The 19,829-nt window shown below is 43.5% G+C and carries 17 protein-coding genes; 8 read left to right on the plus strand and 9 right to left on the minus strand.

The features are described 5' to 3' along the window. Positions 1–157: 157 nt before the first annotated feature. Together BLW16_RS13715 and BLW16_RS13720 are read left to right on the plus strand one after the other, a co-directional pair. Positions 158–703 (plus strand): peroxiredoxin, encoded by a 546-nt coding sequence (locus BLW16_RS13715; protein ID WP_090557719.1) that lies wholly within the window; start codon positions 158–160, stop codon positions 701–703. 146 nt (positions 704–849) lie between these two features. Then, complete coding sequence (locus BLW16_RS13720) at positions 850–1,434, plus strand: carboxymuconolactone decarboxylase family protein (protein WP_090557528.1); 585 nt, start codon at positions 850–852, stop codon at positions 1,432–1,434. A 69-nt stretch (positions 1,435–1,503) separates the two neighbouring features. On the opposite strand, the gene BLW16_RS13725 is transcribed toward BLW16_RS13720, so the two are convergent. The 5 genes from BLW16_RS13725 to BLW16_RS13745 form a co-directional block, all read right to left on the minus strand. Beyond that, complete coding sequence (locus BLW16_RS13725) at positions 1,504–4,089, minus strand: phosphoenolpyruvate carboxylase (protein WP_175470577.1); 2,586 nt, start codon at positions 4,087–4,089, stop codon at positions 1,504–1,506. A 253-nt stretch (positions 4,090–4,342) separates the two neighbouring features. Continuing rightward, positions 4,343–5,890 carry a DHA2 family efflux MFS transporter permease subunit gene (locus BLW16_RS13730; protein ID WP_090557532.1) on the minus strand — a complete coding sequence of 516 codons (1,548 nt, stop codon included), beginning with the start codon at positions 5,888–5,890 and terminating at the stop codon, positions 4,343–4,345. Positions 5,891–5,895: 5 nt separating this feature from the next. Continuing rightward, positions 5,896–6,960, minus strand: coding sequence for an HlyD family secretion protein (locus BLW16_RS13735; RefSeq protein ID WP_090557534.1), 1,065 nt, complete (start codon positions 6,958–6,960; stop codon positions 5,896–5,898). A 19-nt stretch (positions 6,961–6,979) separates the two neighbouring features. Then, a complete protein-coding gene (locus BLW16_RS13740) occupies positions 6,980–8,296 on the minus strand; it encodes a TolC family protein (RefSeq protein ID WP_090557536.1) in 1,317 nt (438 codons plus the stop codon). Beyond that, on the minus strand, positions 8,293–8,913 hold the full coding sequence (locus BLW16_RS13745; protein ID WP_090557538.1) for a TetR/AcrR family transcriptional regulator: 621 nt from the start codon (positions 8,911–8,913) through the stop codon (positions 8,293–8,295). Before BLW16_RS13745 ends, BLW16_RS13740 begins: the two co-directional genes overlap by 4 nt. Positions 8,914–9,089: 176 nt before the next feature. On the opposite strand from BLW16_RS13745, the gene BLW16_RS13750 reads away from it, so the two are divergent. After that, entirely contained in the window at positions 9,090–9,272 is a 183-nt protein-coding gene (locus BLW16_RS13750; protein ID WP_090557541.1) for a hypothetical protein, read from the plus strand. Positions 9,273–9,703: 431 nt separating this feature from the next. Here the strand turns inward: BLW16_RS13750 and BLW16_RS13755 are convergent, their stop codons facing one another. Both BLW16_RS13755 and BLW16_RS13760 read right to left on the minus strand, forming a co-directional pair. Then, positions 9,704–9,889 (minus strand): RNA polymerase sigma factor, encoded by a 186-nt coding sequence (locus tag BLW16_RS13755; protein ID WP_245735286.1) that lies wholly within the window; start codon positions 9,887–9,889, stop codon positions 9,704–9,706. Between the two features lie 51 nt (positions 9,890–9,940). Then, positions 9,941–10,267 carry a DMT family transporter gene (locus BLW16_RS13760; RefSeq protein WP_090557721.1) on the minus strand — a complete coding sequence of 109 codons (327 nt, stop codon included), beginning with the start codon at positions 10,265–10,267 and terminating at the stop codon, positions 9,941–9,943. Between the two features lie 349 nt (positions 10,268–10,616). On the opposite strand from BLW16_RS13760, the gene BLW16_RS23870 reads away from it, so the two are divergent. Beyond that, entirely contained in the window at positions 10,617–10,751 is a 135-nt protein-coding gene (locus BLW16_RS23870) for a hypothetical protein (RefSeq protein WP_262497159.1), read from the plus strand. 6 nt (positions 10,752–10,757) lie between these two features. Here the strand turns inward: BLW16_RS23870 and BLW16_RS13770 are convergent, their stop codons facing one another. Together BLW16_RS13770 and BLW16_RS13775 are read right to left on the minus strand one after the other, a co-directional pair. Next, on the minus strand, positions 10,758–11,249 hold the full coding sequence (locus BLW16_RS13770) for a DinB family protein (RefSeq protein ID WP_090557543.1): 492 nt from the start codon (positions 11,247–11,249) through the stop codon (positions 10,758–10,760). Then, a complete protein-coding gene (locus BLW16_RS13775; protein ID WP_090557546.1) occupies positions 11,230–12,444 on the minus strand; it encodes a sensor histidine kinase in 1,215 nt (404 codons plus the stop codon). Before BLW16_RS13775 ends, BLW16_RS13770 begins: the two co-directional genes overlap by 20 nt. Positions 12,445–12,533: 89 nt before the next feature. Between BLW16_RS13775 and gltX the strand changes: the two genes are divergently transcribed. From gltX to BLW16_RS13795, 4 genes are all read left to right on the plus strand, one after another. Next, positions 12,534–14,042, plus strand: a complete 1,509-nt coding sequence (gene gltX, locus BLW16_RS13780) for a glutamate--tRNA ligase (RefSeq protein ID WP_090557723.1) — start codon at positions 12,534–12,536, stop codon at positions 14,040–14,042. 71 nt (positions 14,043–14,113) lie between these two features. Beyond that, on the plus strand, positions 14,114–14,950 hold the full coding sequence (ypfJ, locus tag BLW16_RS13785; protein ID WP_090557548.1) for a KPN_02809 family neutral zinc metallopeptidase: 837 nt from the start codon (positions 14,114–14,116) through the stop codon (positions 14,948–14,950). 140 nt (positions 14,951–15,090) lie between these two features. Next, the gene (locus BLW16_RS13790) at positions 15,091–16,215 is read left to right on the plus strand and encodes a hybrid sensor histidine kinase/response regulator (protein WP_090557550.1); all 1,125 of its coding nucleotides are present in this window, start codon (positions 15,091–15,093) and stop codon (positions 16,213–16,215) included. 14 nt (positions 16,216–16,229) lie between these two features. Continuing rightward, positions 16,230–19,811 (plus strand): response regulator, encoded by a 3,582-nt coding sequence (locus BLW16_RS13795; RefSeq protein WP_090557551.1) that lies wholly within the window; start codon positions 16,230–16,232, stop codon positions 19,809–19,811. Positions 19,812–19,829: the final 18 nt, after the last annotated feature.

A 19,829-nucleotide genomic window follows, 5' to 3' on the forward strand; every position in this document is an offset into this window, starting at 1 on the left:
TTTACCATACCGGTAAATAGATAATGATTAATAAAGTGAAAAACTCTATAGGTTTTGTCTATGGGTGCATCAATATTAAGTATCTGTTATATCTCTGGCAACTATTGTTAAAATATCTTTATTGATGTACTTTTGCGCAAATAAAAAAAACATATTTATGATTAATATAGGTGAACAATTCCCGTCGTATTCAAAACCAGCTGTAGTAAGTATAGAAAAAGGAAAAGAGTTTGAAACATTAACATCTGACTCTTTAGTAAATGAAAATAACCAATGGACCTGTATGTTCTGGTGGCCAAAAGATTTTACTTTTGTTTGCCCTACAGAGATCGCAGAATTCAATGCTAATTTTGGTGAATTCCGTGACCGTGATACTACGCTGATCGGTGCATCAACAGATTCTGAAAATGTGCATTTGGCATGGAGACATAATCATGATGACCTGCGTGGATTGAAATTCCCGATGCTTGCTGATACTTCTAAATCACTGGCAACAGCTTTGGATATTCTTGAGCCAACTGAAAAAATTGCTTACCGTGCTACTTTCATCATTGACCCACAAGGAATTATCCGTTGGGCAAGTGCAAATGACCTGAGTGTTGGACGTAACGTTAAAGAAGTTTTAAGAGTACTGGATGCTTTACAAACTGACGAACTTTGTCCTTGTAACTGGGAAAAAGGCGAAGCAACATTAACTGTTTAATCTAACTTTCCATAGAAAAGCCCCTGTAATGCATTTTGCAGGGGCTTTTTTTATGATTAAACCTGCGTAAAATTGTCCGTTATATGGACTTATTCAGGCTTCGTAACCATTGGAAGATATCTCTTTACCAACGAAAAAATATAAAAATGAGTGAAATTACCGAAACAATACAAGAGTTACTTACTGTAGTTGGTCTTGATGCCGATTACAGGAACGATAGCATTGGATTGCTTGAAAAAGGCAATTCAAGATATGTACGTGACCTGAAATTAAACTTCACCAGCACTTTAACGTCAGCACACTTATCTGAAAAAGAATGTGCGCTGGTAGCTTTAAGCATTGCAGTAAACAACAATAATAAAGTCCTTACAGAGTTTTTCGAGAAACAATCCCTGACAAAAGATGCTACAGCAGAAGAGATTGCTGAAGCTGCAGGCTGTGCTTCGTTACTGGCTTTGAACAATGTGTTTTACCGTTTCCGTCATTTTACAGGAAAAGAAAAATATACCCAGATCCCTGCCCGCGTAAGGATGCAGCTGATGAGCAGCCCGGTGACAGGCAAAGAGTTTTTTGAATTAATGAGTTTGGCTGTCTCTGCTGTAAACGGATGTGAGATGTGCGTAAATGCTCATGAAAAGTCTATTCTGGCTTTAGGGGCCACCGAAGAGCGTGTATTTGACGCTGTACGTATCGCTTCTATCGTAACTTCAGCCGGTAAAGTTATTTACTAATCATTTTGAGTTAAACAGCAAAGGCTGCCCTGAAGGCAGCCTTTGCTGTTTAACAGAGTTTGTTTTAAGTTATGCAGAGTTCCGTCCGGCGTTTACAATACCGTATACTGTCCTGATAGCCAGTTTCTCATAAGACTGAACTTCTTCCTCTGTCAGTTCTTCCTGAAGTTTTTCAAGGGCAAAATGCTGGATCAGTACCAGCGGCAGAACGATCTTTTCACGTACGGCTACAGACCTTTTTTCTACAGGGTAGTTTTCCATCAGCGCTTCATGGCCTGCCAGCTTTAGCAGCATTTCTTTGGAACGTTCATATTCACTGTTTAGCGTCTTCCAGAAATCGCCGTATTCGGGATCATTCGCAAAATGGGCAGTAATTGAAAAATCAGCCTTGCTCATGGACATCATACAATTGTCAATGATCGTTTTAAAGTATCCGGATTCCTGATAGGTTTTACGGATATTTTCCCAGTTGCCGGCTTCTTCCTGATTTTTTAATGCAGTACCGATGCCGTAAAATCCGGGAATATTCTGTTTGAGCTGGCCCCAGGATGTGACAAAACTGATTGCGCGCAGATCTTCGAGCCTTAATTTCTCTCCGGAACTTCTTTTCACCGGCCTGCTGCTGATCGTAATCTTTGATAACAGGCTTAAAGGGGAGAAGCGTTCCAGGTAACTTAAGAATAAAGGGTGCTCCCTGAGGGTAACAAATGAATCAAAACTGTCTTTAGCCATGACATCAAGGATATCCTTATGCAAAGGGTCAAGCAATACATTATGTTTTTCTTTCATTCCGGCCGAGATCCCCGCATTGATCAGCTGACTCATGTTGAAGCCTGCACTGTCAATAGATCCGTACTGAGAGCTGATCGTCTGCCCCTGTATCGTTAACTGGATGTTCTTGTTCGCAATCTCCTTACCCATGGAGGCATAGAACAAATGCGTTTTCCCTCCGCCTCTTGATGGTGGGCCTCCACGACCGTCGAAAAATGCAAGACGGATGTTGTTCGATTCTGAAATGGCGGTCAGGGCAACTTTGGCATTGAAAATAGACCAGTTTGCAGTCAGGTATCCGCCATCTTTGGTACTGTCTGAATAGCCAAGCATGATATCCTGCCTGTTGCCCCTGCTTTCCAGGTGTTTTTTATAAAATGGATGCGAGTAAAGTGTTTGCATGATCTCGGCTGCAACCTGAAGGTCTCCCACGGTTTCAAAAAGAGGGACAAAATCGATCGTCAGCTCATCTTCTTCCCATCCGTTCCACAAGAACAGCTCTATCAGCTGCAATATATCAGAAGCCTGCTGGCAGTTACTGATAATATAGCGGTGACAAGCCAGTTCTCCATTGCTTTGCTGGATCTGTTTAATCTCCGCGATGGTTTGCAGGGTATCCAGGATCAGCGGGCTTGCATCACCGGTATAATTTACTTTTGCGCTTTTGAAAGAAAGCTGCGCTATTTTTTCTTCTTCAGTAAGGTCATCGAAGTTTTCCGGGAAAAGAGAGATGATAGGCTTACTCTGACGGCAATAGGCATGCACGTCCCTAAGCACCCTGCTGTCCTGTCTGATGTCCAGCGAAGCGAAATGACTTCCGAAAAGCTCTACCTTACGCAAAAGGTCGTCCACAAGATCTGCAAACAAACCATCATGTGATTCAATCAGCGTTGATTTGATCTGGTTAAGGTTTTCGGTGAGGAAATCTGAAATATTCTCCGGAACAATGTTGACATCAAATGCATTCTGATATAATATATCCTGTACTTTGTAGATCACGTCTTCAACACCCCTGAAGGTAATTCTTCGTTTCAGCTTCCTGAAATCCCTGTAGTAACAGCGAAAGAGGATCTGGCGCAGCATTTTAGCTACCTGCATGGTATCTTCTGCATGCACGTTAGGGTTTCCGTCCCTGTCGCCCCCCGGCCAGAAGCCCAGTTCGATCACTTTTTTGGTAGGGATATTATATTCTTCCAGGCTGCTGTCTATTTCAGACTGGATATTGGCCGCCGCAAAGTAAAATACGTTCTCGAGATACCAGGAAAGGCTAAGAGCCTCATCTACGGGTGTCGGCGACTTTTTATTAAAAAACGGAGTTTTTCCAAGCTGTTGCAGTAACTGGTTAATGCTAACAATATCATTGATCTTTATAGCCGATGTAAGATCTGTAATGATAGAAAGTACGCTTCCCGGGTAAAATTGTGTAGGGTGTGCCGTAAGGACCAGACGAAGCGAAAGATCTTCTATCAGCTGAACAGTTTTGTCGTACACGTATTCACTGGATTCACTCTTTTTTAACATCGATCTCAGCGAACTCTGACCTTCTGCTGTATTTAATTTTGTGAAGGAGGCATCTTCTACGGCGTCAAATAATACTACCTGACGTTCAATATACTGAATAAACCTGAACAATAAGTCTATTACATCTTTGGCATTTGCTGCCTGTGTATATTTCTCAAAAAAGACATTAATGATCTCAGCAGGAGTCTTCTGATTCTTGACGCCTTCTTCACAATATTTTATAAAAAGAGGCAGGAGGGTACCTGTATCTTTGATTTTATAGAATGGGAGGGTTAGGAACAGGCTGTTGTACAATTCAAATCTGGAGACAACTTCATTGTTGAATATAGATTCTCTCTGTCCTGTAAATCTGGGTTTCTGCATGATTACTTAAGGGTAAAATTTTACGCGCTGAAGCTAAGAAAAATGACGGTAAGATCTATAGAATAATGTTAATAAATTTATTTTGGTTTGCTCACAAATAAACTATAAATTGCTTTCAGAAAGGTTTTTCAAACATTTAAAAGTATAATCTAGTTGTTGTGTAGCAACAATCGCATTAATTGTGATTTTTTTGGAAAAAAAAGGGCTGTCCGAAAAGGACAGCCTTTTTTATAAAAATATTTTTAGCAGGGTTCTAGTGAACATCGGCTGGTATTTCGACATTCCTTTTGAATTTTTGCAGATAAAGCAGCGGAATAGAGCAGAGCATGACCATTCCGGCAACCCAATACGCATCGCTATAGGTTAACAGCAGGCTCTGTTTGATTAAGGTCCCCTCCATTGCCTGATTGGCCATATGCCTTGCATCTGACATAGAGAATCCTTTGCTAATAAAATTATTGATGAATGCATTGAACCGCTCTATGAATATAGGGTTGGCCTCGTTAAGATTGGTCAGCAGGTTACTTCTGTGAAATCCCTGACGGGTATGGATCAGCGTAGTTAAGGCTGCAATTCCGAAGGATCCACCTAATTGTCTCATCATGTTATTTAAACCCGATCCCTGACCGATCTCTGCACCTTTCAGGTCCTGTATGGCCAGCGTAGTCAGCGGAACGAACAATAAAGCCATACCTATACCCCTGATCACCAGGGGAAGGAAGAAATCATTTGTACCCGAAGCCAGGGTTGACTTACTCAGCATATTACAGAAAACAAAGAACAGGAACATACCGATGGTTGCCATAAACTGGGCAGGAATTCCCTTTTTAAGGAAGATTCCGACAAAGGGCATCATCATGATCGTACAAAGGCCACCGGGAAATAGCAGCTCTCCTGTCTGTAATGCAGAGAAGCCAAGCAAATTCTGACAGAATACGGGGAATACGAATACGGACCCGTATAACCCGAAGCCGAGAATAAAAGAGGTGACCATCCCTACCGAAAAACTCCTGTGGCGCATGATCTTGAAGTTTACGATTGGGTGATCGGTACTCATTTCCCTCCAGATGAACAATAATAACCCGATGACAGAAGCGACGGCCAGCACCGTGATGTAAGGTGTGCTGAACCAGTCTTCTGTTTCACCTTTCTCCAATACCGTCTGCAGGCTTCCTACAGCTACGGCCAGCAGGCCGATACCCCACCAGTCAACCGGCTGTCCCTGTCCCGTTTTAGGCGTCGTTCGTATATAAGTATAGGTACAGTACGCGGCGAGAATCCCGACGGGAATATTCACGTAGAAGATCCACGGCCAGCTGCTGATATCAATGATATATCCACCGATAGTTGGGCCTACGGTAGGACCAACAACAGCCCCCAGGCCAAATAATGCCGTTGCGATACCCACATCCTCACGCGGCCAGGTCTCTAAAAGAATAGCCTGTGCGGTAGAGATCAAACCACCTCCAGCAATACCCTGCAAAATACGGAAGGCAATCAGTTCTTCCAGTGACGTAGCGTTACCACAGAGGAAAGAGGCTATGGTAAAGATGATGATTGATGTCAGGAAATAATTCTTTCGCCCGAAACGGCTTCCCAGCCAGCCCGACATAGGCAGGACGATTACGTTTGCAACCGCATATCCTGTAGAGATCCAGGCGATATCCTCCAAGGTTGCACCCAAGTTACCCTGAATCTGCGGTAATGCCACGTTTACGATAGTTGTATCAATCAGCTCCAGTAAAGAAGCTGTGATCACCGTAAACGTGATTATCCATTTTGTAAAACCCTGTTCGGCCATTTTATTTAATCTTTTGTTGAAACAGAAACGTTCACGCTCATGCCCGGACGTAATTTACTCAGTATTTCTTTTGTAGCTTTAATTCTGATTTTTACCGGAACACGCTGAACAACTTTCACAAAGTTACCTGTTGCATTATCCGGAGGCAGTAATGAACCTTTAGCACCAGTTACCGGTGAGAAGTTATACACTTCACCTGCGATGTGTTCATCGGGGTAGGCATCTACTATGATATCTACCTTAAGACCCGAATGAATTTCTTCCAGCTGTGTTTCTTTGAAGTTGGCAGTTACATACAGGCTGTTGTCATTCACGATGGAGAATAAAGACTGGCCGGCCTGGATCAGCTGCCCTTTCTGGATGCTTTTTTTACCCGCAATCCCGGTTGCCGGAGAGATGATGTTTGTATAAGAAAGCTGCAGGTTGGCGAAGTCTACTTCAGACTGGCGTTCAGAGACACTGTTGCTGCTTACTGCAAGCTGAGATTTAGTGGTACCAACCTGTTTGATTGCTGCGGTATACTGGTCTTTTGCTGCGTCATAAGTTGCCCGTGCAACATCCCTTGTTGCTTTAGCCTGGTCAAACTGCTGCTGCGTGATTGATCCGTCTTTAATCAGGTTTGCATAGCGCTCGAAATCTTTTTGTGCCTGCCATAATTTTACTTTGGCAGATTCAATATTTGATTTTGCTGTGCTTGTATTTGCTGAGATAGCGATAATCTGAGACTGTGAAACGCCAACACCTGCATTTGCACCTTTTTGGATAGCCGTTGCCTGTTCAAGTTTAACTTTATAATCGCGGTCATCAAGTGTTACCAGGGTATCACCTTCTTTTACTGGGGTGTTTTCTTCAAATTTGATCTCTTTTACATATCCTCCTACACGGGCAACTACTGTGCTGATATCGCCATCAATCTGCGCATCATCGGTATCAACGTGTTTACTGAAGTATAAATATTCTTTTATGCCAAATACGGCACCTATAATGATTAGTATAGCTAATATTATAGGGACAATTTTACTTTTCTTCTGAGGTTCAATTGTCGTTTCTGTTGTTGATTCTGTTGTCATTACTAGCGTGGATTTGATGTTATTGAGAAATTTTTCCTGTTGATTTTAATAAGGTATAGTAAGCTATACCGGCATCTGCCTTAGCAATTTCCAGATTGATTTTTGCCTGAAATAATAAGGTTTCAGCGTCAATTCTGTCAGTTACAGAAGCCACATTATTTTTGTATCTAGATGCATAGAGCCTGTCATTTTCAGTTGCCTGTGCAATAGAGGTTTCCAGTACCATGATCTTATTTTTGGCTACCTGATAATTCTGATAGTTCCTGTTGATCTCCGTTTTCACATTGTCAGACTGGATGGTCTTCTGAATACCAAATTCCTCCTGCTGAATTTTAGCCTTGCTTACTTTGTTCTTGTTTGTCCACAACGTTCCGATATTCCAGGAAAGGGTAGCGCCAAAGGTTACTGGGACTATATACTGATGATTTGAAGGAATAAAGTTGCCGGTTGGATTAATATAATACACATCGACCCCAAGGGAGAACGTAGGCAGTGTATTTGCTTTTACAGATTTAATATCGAAATCAGCAGCCCTGTTGCGGATATCGAGTTGTCTTAGTTCCTGGCGTGTGGTCAGTCCCTGATCCAGATAATTCGTCAATGGTGCAACAGCCGCTGCATCACCAGCGGGATCTGAAATCTCTATCTGTGTATCTTCAGGTAATCCGAGCAGCACATCAAGGTTATAGTTAACGATTCTCTGATTTCCTTCAATCTCCAATTTGGTGAGCGTGACATTGGACTGCTGCAACTGGAATCTTAAAACATCATTTTTCGTTACAATTCCCTGTTCGAAGAAACGTTCGGCCTGTTTCAACTGGCTCGCAATTGAGGCGAGGTTCTGGTCTACAACCATATGACTCTGCGACAATTTATACAGGGAATAATAGGTGTCAACCGCTGCAAAAGTCACCTCTTCTTTAACTTTATCTAAATCCAGGCGGGCAACATCAGCAAGAAGTTTTGTGCTTTCCCTTGCATATTTTAGTTTGCCACCCCCATACACCAATTGCTGTACCGACGCGATACCAATGTAGGCATCAGCCCTTTTTGGTAAATTAATAGGATCAAAACCGGGTATCGTCAACTTGTTTGTTGGAATTTCGGCATGAGTGTACATTGCACTAACACTTGCCGTTGGCAGGGCCTCATCTTTTACAATTTCCAATTGAGCCAGGTTCTGCTCAATCTTATTTTGAGATAGCTTTAAGTTCTTGCTATTTTCTACCCCAAGCTGAATTGCTTCCTGTATTGTCAATTTTTTAACATTTTGTGCATAGAGCATGCCAGGCAGCAGGAGAGCGAAGCAACTCAATTTAATTGTTTTGTGTATCATTTTTTGGGTGTTAAATACGTGTTAACCAAGTCTGTCAGGTGTATGATCAGCCTTTGCGTCAATATTTCCCGGTCTTTGGGAATGGTGATGTCTAATATTGAACCTTCAGTGATCTTGGAAGGCATTGTAGCTACGTTAGTGATGGTGCCCATAATAGAGGCGATCAGCATCCGTATATCTACAGGCCTGAAACTTCCTTCGGCAATTCCCTGATGGATGATCTTTTCGATCACATTCAGGTTACCGGACATGGCCTCTTTCAGTTTACAATACATTTCGGGGCGCTGCGCCAGGGAAAGTTCACGGTGCATCATTTTATGAAATGAGATATTAGATAAAATCTTTGTAGTGTATCCTTCAATGACTTTGAACAGCTTTTCCATCGGCGGTATCTGATACTCATCAATTATTGTGAGTTCCGCTTTGAAATTTTCCATCCGCCTGTTCATGATCTCCAGAAACACTCCTTCTTTTGACCCAAAGTAATAGCTGATCATAGACATATTTGCTCCGGCTTCTTTTGCAATCTGTCGGGTAGAGGTGCCTTCATATCCGAGATCAGAAAATAACTCTTCTGCTGCGGTTAGTATGCTGTTTCTTTTATCTGGCTTTTCCATTATTTAATTTAATGGCACAAAACTAATCAATCGATTGATTGATTTTTTATAACTATTTTCAGTTCTGCTTTAAATTACAAAGTGCTGACAATGATTATCCGCAATAAACGCCGATAGGAGCAGTAGTTATTTGTAATTTAAAATAATTCAATACCTTTGGGACAAAGTATTTTAAGATGACTAAAGGAGAAAATATTAAAAGTTTTGACTGGGTTTATTACGTTTTAGGCCTGTTTTTCGGAGGATTGACCGGTGCGGTAATTTCAGGAAGTTTTGGATGGACAATTTTAAGCGCCATCCTGGGGTTTATTTTTGGAGCAATTTTCCTTGGATCAATTGTAAAAGGGCGTAAATACTAAGCGCGTAAGAAAAAACTAAATTTGTTGGTTGAAATGGCATTATTGCCGTAACAATCTGATAAGAAGCTGACAGCTTCGCTGAAAAGCCCTGTATTTCAATGTTCCCGCCGCATTTGCGACGGTCAGCGTTGAGATACAAGGCTTTTCTATGTTTTGTTCCGAATGCTCAGATCTGTAATGATCTTCCATTATGGTCTGTCCCTGACACATAGAGGATTAAGACATCCATTTTCTTCGGAATAAGTTGTCGGCATACAGGAACCCGATAATGATATCGATAAATAAAAAGATTTTAATAAATGTAGGGGGTCAGGTGCTGGCTGAATGTGATGGATATATTGATTTTTGGTGCCGTAAAATGACTTTGTGATAACGCAAAGATAAAGATGGCAATGATGCCCAGTATAACTTGGATGTTTATCTGAATGTACCTAAAGCAGGTTAAGCTTTAACAAAGCAATCCTGGGCCACCTCTTCGGCATCTTCCCTGTTTTAGTGAAACGTAAGGCCAGGGTAAATACAAACCGCTGATGCCGCTTTACCAGTTCGGCATAAACCGCGGTATCGCCATTCAGTACTGCTGTGATCAAAGCCAAATCTGTTTCTTGCTGCTGCATCTGTAAATGAGACGTATGCAGCGCGGCACAGGTTACAGGATTTAAAAATAATTAATGACCGCTTCCGGCAAAGAATTTTAAGCCCAGAACGGATCCAATCAGCGTAGCAATAAAGAATAAACGCCAGAAGTTTGCCGGCTCTTCGAAATACAGGATGCCCACAATTACGGTACCTACGGCGCCAATTCCGGTCCATACAGCATAAGCGGTACCCATAGGTAGGGTTTGCGATGCCTTATTCAGGAAATAGAAGCTCAATACGATGCAGGCCAGAAATCCTGCAGTCCATTTCAGGTTAGAAAAGTTATCGGAAAATTTAAGACAGGTGGTAAAGCCAACCTCAAATAATCCTGCAATAATCAAAATGATCCAGTTCATAGTTTGTGTGTTTAAGTCTTCCCGGGGTTTCCGGAGGCTAGTCAAAAATTTATTTGCAGCACCATGTAACCTGATTAAAAATGATGTTGTCATAGTTACCGGAACTGCAGTTCAATAAACAGAATATTTAACAATAAATAACATAAGATGGAATATTTAGTCCCGATTACCCTTTTTACAACCGGATTTGCAATGATATTCGGCATAAGGTATTAATGAATAAGGAGAGAATGGCAATGATAGAACGGGCATAAATCCAAAAGACCGACAGTCAAGCCCCTAAGCCCTTCCTGAGTTTGAAGATAGGATTGTTGCTGGTAGGATTGGGCTTGTTAGTTGCCTGTTCACAGTGATCTCTGCAAAGATCAGCGATGACAAAGCGGCGGCCGTTTATTTTGGCTGTGTACTGATCTTTGGTGGTTTAGGACTGATCGTGTCTTACGTGATAGAGAAGAAATGGCTCGATCAGCAGCAGCTTAGCTGAAGCAGATCATAAATATCTTTCTCTGATGATTGCGATGTGATGAACCAAGTGGCCGGCGATGGTTAAAAGAAGCCGGCGAACGTTAATTTCCCTGCCGGAGGCCACTCCGGTCCTGTTGAGTTCAGCTTCGGTCAGAGAGCGGAAGAGGTAAAGGTTTGCCTTTCTCATGAAGCTGAACTCTTCAGCAAAGCTGGCAAGGCTGCGGTCAGGAAAATGTGCATTGAGCACATACTGATCTTCATCAAAACCCGGCAGCGGGTTTTGTTCCCCGCGTGCGAAGGCTGTTAAGCGGTAAACAAGGATTCTTTCGGTGTCGATGATATGTCCCGCCATTTCTTTAATTGTCCATTTTTCAGGTGCATAGGCATAATCTGCCTTATGGGCAATATTGTTCAGGAAACCGGGGAATTCGGTGGCCTGAAGTTCAAGCAATGCCAGCACATCCCCCTGAACGAGCGATGGATAGTCGGCATATTTTTTAGGTTGAAGTGGGTTCATAAGTAATACTGCTTTTTAGGATAATCCGGAAAGTTGTGCCCTTTCCAACTTCAGAGTCCTTTACGAAAATCTGTCCGCTATGGTAGTTTTCTACGATACGTTTCGTGAGGGAGAGCCCCAGTCCCCAGCCTCTTTTCCGGGTGGTATAACCGGGTTGGAAAACGGCGTCGAATTTGGATCTTGGAATTCCTTTTCCCGTATCAGAGATATCGATGAAGACTTCCTCCTTTGCGAGATGCTCTATGATATTAACGGTGATACTGCCTTCGTTCTCTATCGCGTTGGCCGCGTTCTTCAGCAGATTTTCCGTTACCCAATCGAACAGGGGTACATTTAACAATGCCCGTACCTGGTCATCCCCGGTAATTGTAAAGATAACTTTGTCTGAGGTCCGCAGCTGGAAATACTGGATAAAGTTACTGATCACTGTATAAACAACATGATCTTCCAGAACAGGCTTGGAGCCGATCTTGGAGAACCTGTCCGTAATCACTTCCAGTCGTTTGATATCATTTTCCATTTCCGCGATCAGCGGGTCATCCTCTGCGTCAAAGCGTGATTTCATCAGTTCTACCCAAGCCATCAGTGAAGAGATGGGCGTACCCAGCTGATGGGCGGTCTCTTTGGCCATTCCTACCCATACCTGGTCCTGTTCGGACCGTCTTGCAGAGCTGAACGCCACGTATGCGGTGAGTAAGAATAACGCGATCACGGCCAGCTGTATATAGGGAAAATACCGGAGCTGGGTGAGGATAAAAGAATCTTTGTGGTATATATGCCAGATCTTCCCGTCAAGGCCAATAATGGGGGTACCCGGATGCTGCTTTTTCATCTTTCGCAACTCCCTTTCAAAATACCCGGGATCATATGTTTTTTTATCCTGTTTTTCGACATCGTAGTTGGTCTTGGTTGAATCCAGGCCCTGGTAGGAGTTGATCAGCCCGTCCCCGTCGGTCATGATCACCGGTAGTTTGGTATTCTTGGTAATGGTTTCGATCAGATCGGTAAAGCGGTCATCATCATACATCACCAGCGATTGCTCCGTTACTTTTACATATAACTGGAACTGAACCTGTTCTTCACGCTGCATTTTTTTTACAAAAAAATCGGAGTAGAATACAGAAGCCGTACCGATCACAATTGCAAAAATTAACAGGAAGAATTTCCAGCGGCGTTTTTTTTCGTAGGGATTCATAGATTATGCCGGCAAATTACAAAATACCATTCAAAAAGACATCAATAGAACTGCATGCGCTTAAAAAATATATCTTTGTGATTCAGAATATGGAAAAGAAAGTTAGAGTAAGATTTGCCCCCAGCCCTACAGGAGGCCTTCATTTAGGCGGTGTGCGCACGGCTTTATTTAATTATTTGTTTGCGAAGAAACATAATGGCACGTTTATTTTACGTGTGGAAGATACAGATCAAACCCGTTTCGTTTCAGGTGCAGAGGAATACATTGTTTCCTGCCTGGCCTGGTGTGGAATTCATCCTGATGAGAGCCCGCAGCAGGGAGGTGCCTACGGCCCCTACCGGCAGAGCGAGCGTAAGCCTGCTTACAGACAGTATGCGGAACAGCTGGTTGCCAGCGGCAATGCGTACTATGCTTTTGATACCCCTGAAGAACTTGATGCCAAACGTAAGGAAATCCCTAATTTTCTTTACGGCGCATCTTCAAGGACGCAAATGAGAAATTCCCTTTCTCTTACCAGTGACGAAGTGGAAACGCTTTTAGCACAGGATATACCACATGTTGTGCGGATTAAGATGCCGGAAGACGAGCATGTGTCTTTTATAGATATGATCCGCGGGCATGTGAGCTTTGATACGAATTTAGTTGACGATAAAGTCCTTTTAAAGGCTGATGGAATGCCAACGTACCATCTTGCCGTAGTGGTGGATGACAGGGCAATGGAGATCAGTCATATCTTCAGGGGAGAAGAGTGGCTTCCATCGGCACCAATTCATATCCTGTTGTGGAGATACCTGGGATGGGAAGATGAAATGCCTCAGTGGGCACATTTGCCGCTGATACTAAAGCCGGACGGAAATGGTAAGCTGAGCAAGCGCGACGGCGACAGGCTTGGGTTTCCTGTATACGCACAAAACTGGACAGACCCGAAAAGCGGCTACCTGACAAAGGGATTCAAAGAGCTTGGGTTTGTGCCCGAAGCATTTGTGAACCTGCTGGCGATGCTGGGATGGAATGACGGTACCGACCAGGAGATCTTCAGCCTTCCGGAACTGATAGAGAAATTCTCTGTTGAAAGGATCAGCAAGGCAGGAGCGAAGTTCGATTTTGAGAAAGCCAAATGGTACAATCATGAGTGGATTAAAAATGCTGAGGCAGAGAACCTGCTGGCAACAGTAAAGCAGGAGCTCAATACAAAAGGGATAGTCCCGGCAGATGATAGTTATACCTTACAAGTGATTGACCTCATTAAAGACCGCTGTAATTTACTTACTGATTTTGTTGCCCAGGGCGAATACTTTTTTGCGGCTCCTGCAGCATACGACCTACCTTCGGTAAAAGGAAAATGGAATGCTGAAAAGGCGACATTCTTTACCGCTTTTGACGCAGAATTAACTGATGAGATGCCGGCAGCGGAGATGGAGGCAAAGTTCAAAGAGCTGGCTGCGGCACATTCCTTAAAACCAGGTGAACTGATGCTCCCATTCCGTATTATGCTGGTAGGGGGCAAATTTGGACCAGGTGTTTTTGAAATTGCTTTTACACTGGGAACACAGGAAACTAAAAACAGGATTTCATTAGCCCTGGCTGCTTTCGAATAAGTTTATGGGATTGATAGGATTTGGTATAACAATTGACGTAATGGATTGTTGTACCAAATCAAAGAGATTTTATGAAGTTTTTCGGTAAGAGTAGCGATAATATCGAAGATGCCAGAGGCAGCTCTGGTGGCGGTGGAAAAGTGATTGGGGGCGGAATTGGCGTTCTTATCGTTATTGTCGGGATGTTCTTTGGAAAGGACCTTACCGGATTGGTTTCTGAAATGCCTGTCGGCAATTCTGAACAGACGGCCGTACAGAGGGGAACACCACAGGATGCCGGCGGAAAGTTTGTGGCCGATGTGCTTGGCTCCACTGACCGTGTCTGGGAAGCACAGTTCGCAGAACTGGGCAAGCAATATGAAGAACCGGCACTCAGATTATTTACCGGAGGAGAGCAATCCGGCTGCGGATACGCAAATTCTGCTGTAGGGCCCTTCTATTGCCCTGCTGATCATAAAGTATATATTGATTTAGATTTTTATAAAGATCTCAAGGAGCGCTTCGGAGCAGAGGGTGACTTTGCGCAGGCTTATGTCATCGCACACGAGGTGGGCCATCATGTGCAAAACCTGCTGGGAACCTCAGAAAAAATGCAGCAGGCACGTGCTTCCCTGAGTGAAAAAGAATACAATAAATTATCAGTAAAGCTGGAGCTTCAGGCAGATTTTTATGCAGGGCTATGGGCACATCATGCGAAAGATATTACGCTGGATAAGGGCGACCTGGAAGAAGCTTTAAATGCTGCGAATGCCATCGGAGATGATAAATTACAAAAAGAGGCCCAGGGAGAGGTTGTTCCGGATGCTTTTACCCATGGGACCTCGGCCCAGCGGATATACTGGTTTAAAAAAGGTTTCGACACCGGCGATATCAGTCAGGGAGATACTTTTAAAATTTCGGAACTATAATTAAGATGTTTATAACCATTATGTTACGAGAGCGTGATTTGAAAATGATTTATTCTATAAAGTTGTATAACTTTGACGCAAACTATTACGTGAGATACGGCGTAGTAGATAATGATGAAGCACCTATTTTATTCTAAATAATGATCCTAATAGTTGACGATACACCGGAGAATCTGATTTCTCTTAAAAAAGTTCTTGAAAGACATAATTTTGAAGTCGATACTGCATCTTCCGGAGAAGAAGCCTTAAAAAAGGTTCTCAAGAATGCTTACGTGTTAATTATTCTGGACGTTCAGATGCCCGGCATGGATGGCTTTGAAGTTGCAGAAGCAATCTCCGGGTACAGCAAAGCCAAAGAAACCGCCATTATCTTTTTATCTGCAGCCAACACCGGTCTGAATTTTATTACCAAAGGTTATTCTTCAGGAGGACTGGACTATATTACCAAACCTGTTGACATGAATATCCTGTTGCTGAAGGTCAAAACATTTTACAGGATATACGAACAGAGCCGGAAGCTGATCGAGATCCAGGAAGCACTAATCGAAGAAATCGAATTCAGAAAAAGCGCTGAACGGAAAAAGGACGAGTTTATCAGCATTGCCAGCCATGAACTGAAAACGCCGCTGACAAGTGTTAAGGGGTATGTACAGTTGCTGGAAAGAAGTATAGATAAAGGGGATATCCCTACCGTTAAGCGTCACCTGGAAAAAGCGCAACTACAGCTTGACAAGCTCAACGACCTTATTGCAGATTTGCTGGATATCTCTAAAATTGAAAGCGGGAAACTCAAATTCAATAAAAAAAGTTTTGATCTTAATGTTCTGCTGGATAGTATCATTGAGATTATACATCAGTCTAATCCCGGGTTCAGCATTATTAAAACAGGCATTGTGCCGCAGTCTGTTTTTGCGGATGAAATGCGGATTGAACAGGTTATTGTTAATTTTTTAACCAACGCCATTAAATATGCACCGGGTACTGATGAGGTGCATATCCACCTGGATGCAGAGGGAGACCGTGTGACGGTTGCAGTAAAGGACTTTGGGATAGGCATACATCCGGATCAGCAAAAAAACGTGTTCGACAAGTTTTACAGGGTTGAAGAAACAGCCATACATTTTCAGGGACTGGGGATAGGTTTGTATATTTCAGCTGAAATCATAAGAAGGCACGGCGGCACAGTGGGTGTAAACAGCACTTTCGGTCAGGGATCGGAGTTTTATTTCATTATCCCCCTAATTTCAACTACTGAATCAGATTAATATATTTTTTAACTATGCAAAAAACTCTAAAAAATAACCTTCGTATCGGTCTTGGGCTATCTTTATTGTTGCTTTTTATTAGCTCTCTTGCCTCTTATATCAGCATCAGCAACCTGGTCAAAAGTTCTAAGATGGTTTCTCACAGTAACCAGGTAATCACCAGCCTGGAGGAAATCATTTCCACTCTGAAAGATGCCGAAACGGGGCAGCGCGGATATCTGTTAACCGGAGATAAGATTTTTCTTGAACCCTATATAGGGGCCGAATCAAGAGCGATTACTTTACTGGATGGGGTAGAAGCCCAAACCATCGACAATCCTGTTCAGCAGCAGCACATCAAAAAGCTCAGGATGATCGTGGAGAACAGGCTGGGCATCCTGGAAAAAACAGTAGTGTTAAAAGGTGCCGGAGGGAATGTCAGTGTAGGAGACCTCCTGACGGGAAAAGAATATATGGATGATGCCCGCAAGGTGATCACCGCGATGGAGACTGAGGAAAGGAACCTACTGTCCACACGTACGGCCGATCAGAATAAGCTTGCCGGGTATACACCAGCCCTCATTATCTTTGCGGCGCTGCTGGCCATCGTGATTACCATCTTCTTTTATAGAAGGGTATCGTCCGATTTTAGTACAAGGGTACAACTGCAGCAGGAACTGCAGGACAAGAATGACGAAATTGACCATCGGATAGAGGTGATTCAGGAGATTGCCGGGCAGATTTCCAGCGGTAATTACCAGGTGCGGCTGGATGAGGAGGCAAAGGATGGATTGGGAAGCCTGGCGGGTTCACTGAATGCCATGGCTGAATCGCTGCAGTATTCATTTTCTTTACTTGCAGACAAGGAATGGCTGCAAACGGGTATTGCCAGTCTGAATGATAAGATGGTGGGTGAAAAGAGCCTGAATACGCTGGCTAACGATATCCTGGAAAATATCATCCAGCATACCGAAGCGCAGGTTGCTGCATTTTACCTGCTTGAAGAAGACCGCCTGCTGCATCTGGCAGGAAGTTACGCCTTACTGGAAGATCAGAGAAAAGATATACTGAAACCCGGGGAGGGCATGGCGGGGCAGGCAGTGAAATCAGGAAAGCAGATCTTGCTCAATGATATCCCTAATGACGAGCTGACAATCAGTTATGCTGCAGGCAATACGAAACCAAGGAATATCGTTGCCGTACCGATCATCCGGGACCGGCTAGTGGTAGGCGTGATAGAAATAGGATCGCTGAACGTGTTCACACTTTTACAATTAGATTTCCTGAATAGTATCTCTACCAATATCGGTGTGGCTGTACATGTGACGCAGAACCGCAAGAAATTACAGGAATTCCTAGAAGAGACGCAGGCCCAGGCGGAAGAGCTTCAGGCACAGCACAGTGAACTGGAGGGACTGAATTCGGAACTGGAAGTACAAACACAGAAGATCCAGACTTCAGAAGAAGAGCTCAGGGTACAACAGGAGGAATTGCTTCAGAGTAACCAGGAACTGGAAGAAAGAACAACCCTGCTGGAAGAAAAGAACCAGCTGATCCAGGAACATAACCTCGAGATTCAGCGTAAATCAGAACAGCTGGAACAGAGCACAAAATATAAATCAGAATTCCTGGCAAATATGTCGCATGAGCTGCGGACGCCTTTGAACTCCATTTTACTGCTTTCTAAATTAATGTCTGACAATAAAGAGCTGGACACTGAATATATTGAATATGCAGAGGTGATCCAGAGCTCCGGACAGGGGCTGTTAGGCCTGATCGATGAGATCCTTGACCTTTCCAAGATTGAGGCGGGTAAAATGAAGCTTGAACTTGCAGATGTCCCCCTAAAGGAGGTCGCTACAGACATGAAGTCCCTCTTTAATCCTATTGCAAAAAACAAAAGCCTGGAACTACTGATTGAAGTGGAGGGGGGGATGCCGCTGATTCATACTGATAAGATGCGCCTGGAGCAGATTCTTAAGAACCTGCTTTCGAATGCCATTAAATTTACACCTAAGGGAAGTGTAACCCTGAATATCAAAAGCGATCCTGTGGCTGGAAATATAATTTTCAGGGTGACCGATACAGGAATCGGTATCCCGGCGGCGAAGCAGGGACTGGTATTTGAGGCTTTCCAGCAGGCTGACGGCTCCACCAGGCGGAGATTTGGAGGTACCGGCCTGGGATTATCTATCAGCAGGGAGCTGGCTAAATTGCTGGGTGGAGAAATTGACCTGCGGAGTGAAGAAAATGCAGGCAGCACGTTCACACTTACCCTGCCTGTGGATGGCGCAGAACCGGATACGGAAATCATGAATGCGGGCCAGGAATACACTACAGTCTATCCGGAAAAGCCAATAGTGCTGGCTGAGCGGTTTACGGTGGACCATATACCGCAGGAAATTGAGGATGACAGGGGCAATATCGTGCCTGGTGACAAGGTGATCCTGATCATTGAGGACGATACTCCTTTTGCGAAAACGCTGATGACCTTTACCCGCAAGAAGAACTACAAATGTGTAGTGGCCGTGAGAGGTGATATTGGAATTGAGCTTGCCAATTATTACAAGCCGCTGGCTATCCTGCTTGATATCCAGCTGCCGGTGAAAGACGGATGGCAGGTGATGGAAGAACTGAAGTCTAACCCGGCAACACGTCCGATCCCTGTACATATCATGTCCTCTCTTGAGGTAAAAAAAGAAAGTTTACTAAAAGGCGCTGTTGATTTTATCAATAAGCCTGTAGCACTGGAGCAGATGCAACAGATTTTTCAGAAACTTGAAACGGCATTGAGCCGCCATCCCAAGAAAGTACTGATTGTTGAGGAAAATCAGCAGCACGCAAAGGCGCTGAGTTATTTCCTGAGTAACTACAATATCCAGACCGAGGTCGTGAATAATGTTTCTGAGAGTGTTGATGCACTGCAAAAAAAGGAAGTGGATTGTGTGATCCTGGATATGGGTGTACCTGATAAAAATGCCTATTTAACGCTGGAAACGATCAAAAAAGGGGAGGGGCTGGAAAATCTGCCAATCATTATTTTCACCGGTAAGAACCTATCCAAAGGGGAAGAGCAGCGGATCAAACAGTATGCTGATTCCATCGTTGTAAAAACAGCACATTCCTATCAGCGTATCCTTGATGAGGCTGCACTTTTCCTTCATTTAGTGGAAGAAAAAACCGTAGAAAATAAAAATATCAAGGCAACAGAGGGATTAAGGGGATTGTATGAAGTACTGAGCAATAAAACCGTACTCATCGCCGATGATGATGTGAGGAATATCTTCTCGCTCACCAAGGCCCTCGAGCAGCATAAGATGAAGGTATTGGCGGCAACAGACGGTAAGGAGGCTTTACAAGTGCTCAAAGACAACCCGAATGTAGACATTGTGCTGATGGACATGATGATGCCGGAAATGGACGGATATGAAAGCACAAAAGAGATCAGAAAAATAAGTGCGTTCAAACATTTACCTGTATTGGCTGTTACAGCCAAGGCAATGATGGGTGATCGTGAAAAATGTATTGCGGCGGGGGCGTCGGACTATATCTCTAAACCTGTAGATGTAGATCAGCTTATTTCCCTGCTGCGTGTGTGGCTTTATGATAAAATTTAAAAATACCGTGTTTTAATA

The organism is Pedobacter hartonius (genome assembly GCF_900107535.1).
Lineage (GTDB): Bacteria > Bacteroidota > Bacteroidia > Sphingobacteriales > Sphingobacteriaceae > Pedobacter > Pedobacter hartonius.

Coding starts and splice junctions, on each gene's coding strand:
- BLW16_RS13715 (WP_090557719.1), top strand. CDS start 158: ATGATTAATATAGGTGAACAATTCCCGTCGTATTCAAAACCAGCTGTA.
- BLW16_RS13720 (WP_090557528.1), top strand. CDS start 850: ATGAGTGAAATTACCGAAACAATACAAGAGTTACTTACTGTAGTTGGT.
- BLW16_RS13725 (WP_175470577.1), bottom strand. CDS start 4,089: ATGCAGAAACCCAGATTTACAGGACAGAGAGAATCTATATTCAACAAT.
- BLW16_RS13730 (WP_090557532.1), bottom strand. CDS start 5,890: ATGGCCGAACAGGGTTTTACAAAATGGATAATCACGTTTACGGTGATC.
- BLW16_RS13735 (WP_090557534.1), bottom strand. CDS start 6,960: ATGACAACAGAATCAACAACAGAAACGACAATTGAACCTCAGAAGAAA.
- BLW16_RS13740 (WP_090557536.1), bottom strand. CDS start 8,296: ATGATACACAAAACAATTAAATTGAGTTGCTTCGCTCTCCTGCTGCCT.
- BLW16_RS13745 (WP_090557538.1), bottom strand. CDS start 8,913: ATGGAAAAGCCAGATAAAAGAAACAGCATACTAACCGCAGCAGAAGAG.
- BLW16_RS13750 (WP_090557541.1), top strand. CDS start 9,090: ATGACTAAAGGAGAAAATATTAAAAGTTTTGACTGGGTTTATTACGTT.
- BLW16_RS13755 (WP_245735286.1), bottom strand. CDS start 9,889: ATGCAGCAGCAAGAAACAGATTTGGCTTTGATCACAGCAGTACTGAAT.
- BLW16_RS13760 (WP_090557721.1), bottom strand. CDS start 10,267: ATGAACTGGATCATTTTGATTATTGCAGGATTATTTGAGGTTGGCTTT.
- BLW16_RS13770 (WP_090557543.1), bottom strand. CDS start 11,249: ATGAACCCACTTCAACCTAAAAAATATGCCGACTATCCATCGCTCGTT.
- BLW16_RS13775 (WP_090557546.1), bottom strand. CDS start 12,444: ATGAATCCCTACGAAAAAAAACGCCGCTGGAAATTCTTCCTGTTAATT.
- gltX (WP_090557723.1), top strand. CDS start 12,534: ATGGAAAAGAAAGTTAGAGTAAGATTTGCCCCCAGCCCTACAGGAGGC.
- ypfJ (WP_090557548.1), top strand. CDS start 14,114: ATGAAGTTTTTCGGTAAGAGTAGCGATAATATCGAAGATGCCAGAGGC.
- BLW16_RS13790 (WP_090557550.1), top strand. CDS start 15,091: ATGATCCTAATAGTTGACGATACACCGGAGAATCTGATTTCTCTTAAA.
- BLW16_RS13795 (WP_090557551.1), top strand. CDS start 16,230: ATGCAAAAAACTCTAAAAAATAACCTTCGTATCGGTCTTGGGCTATCT.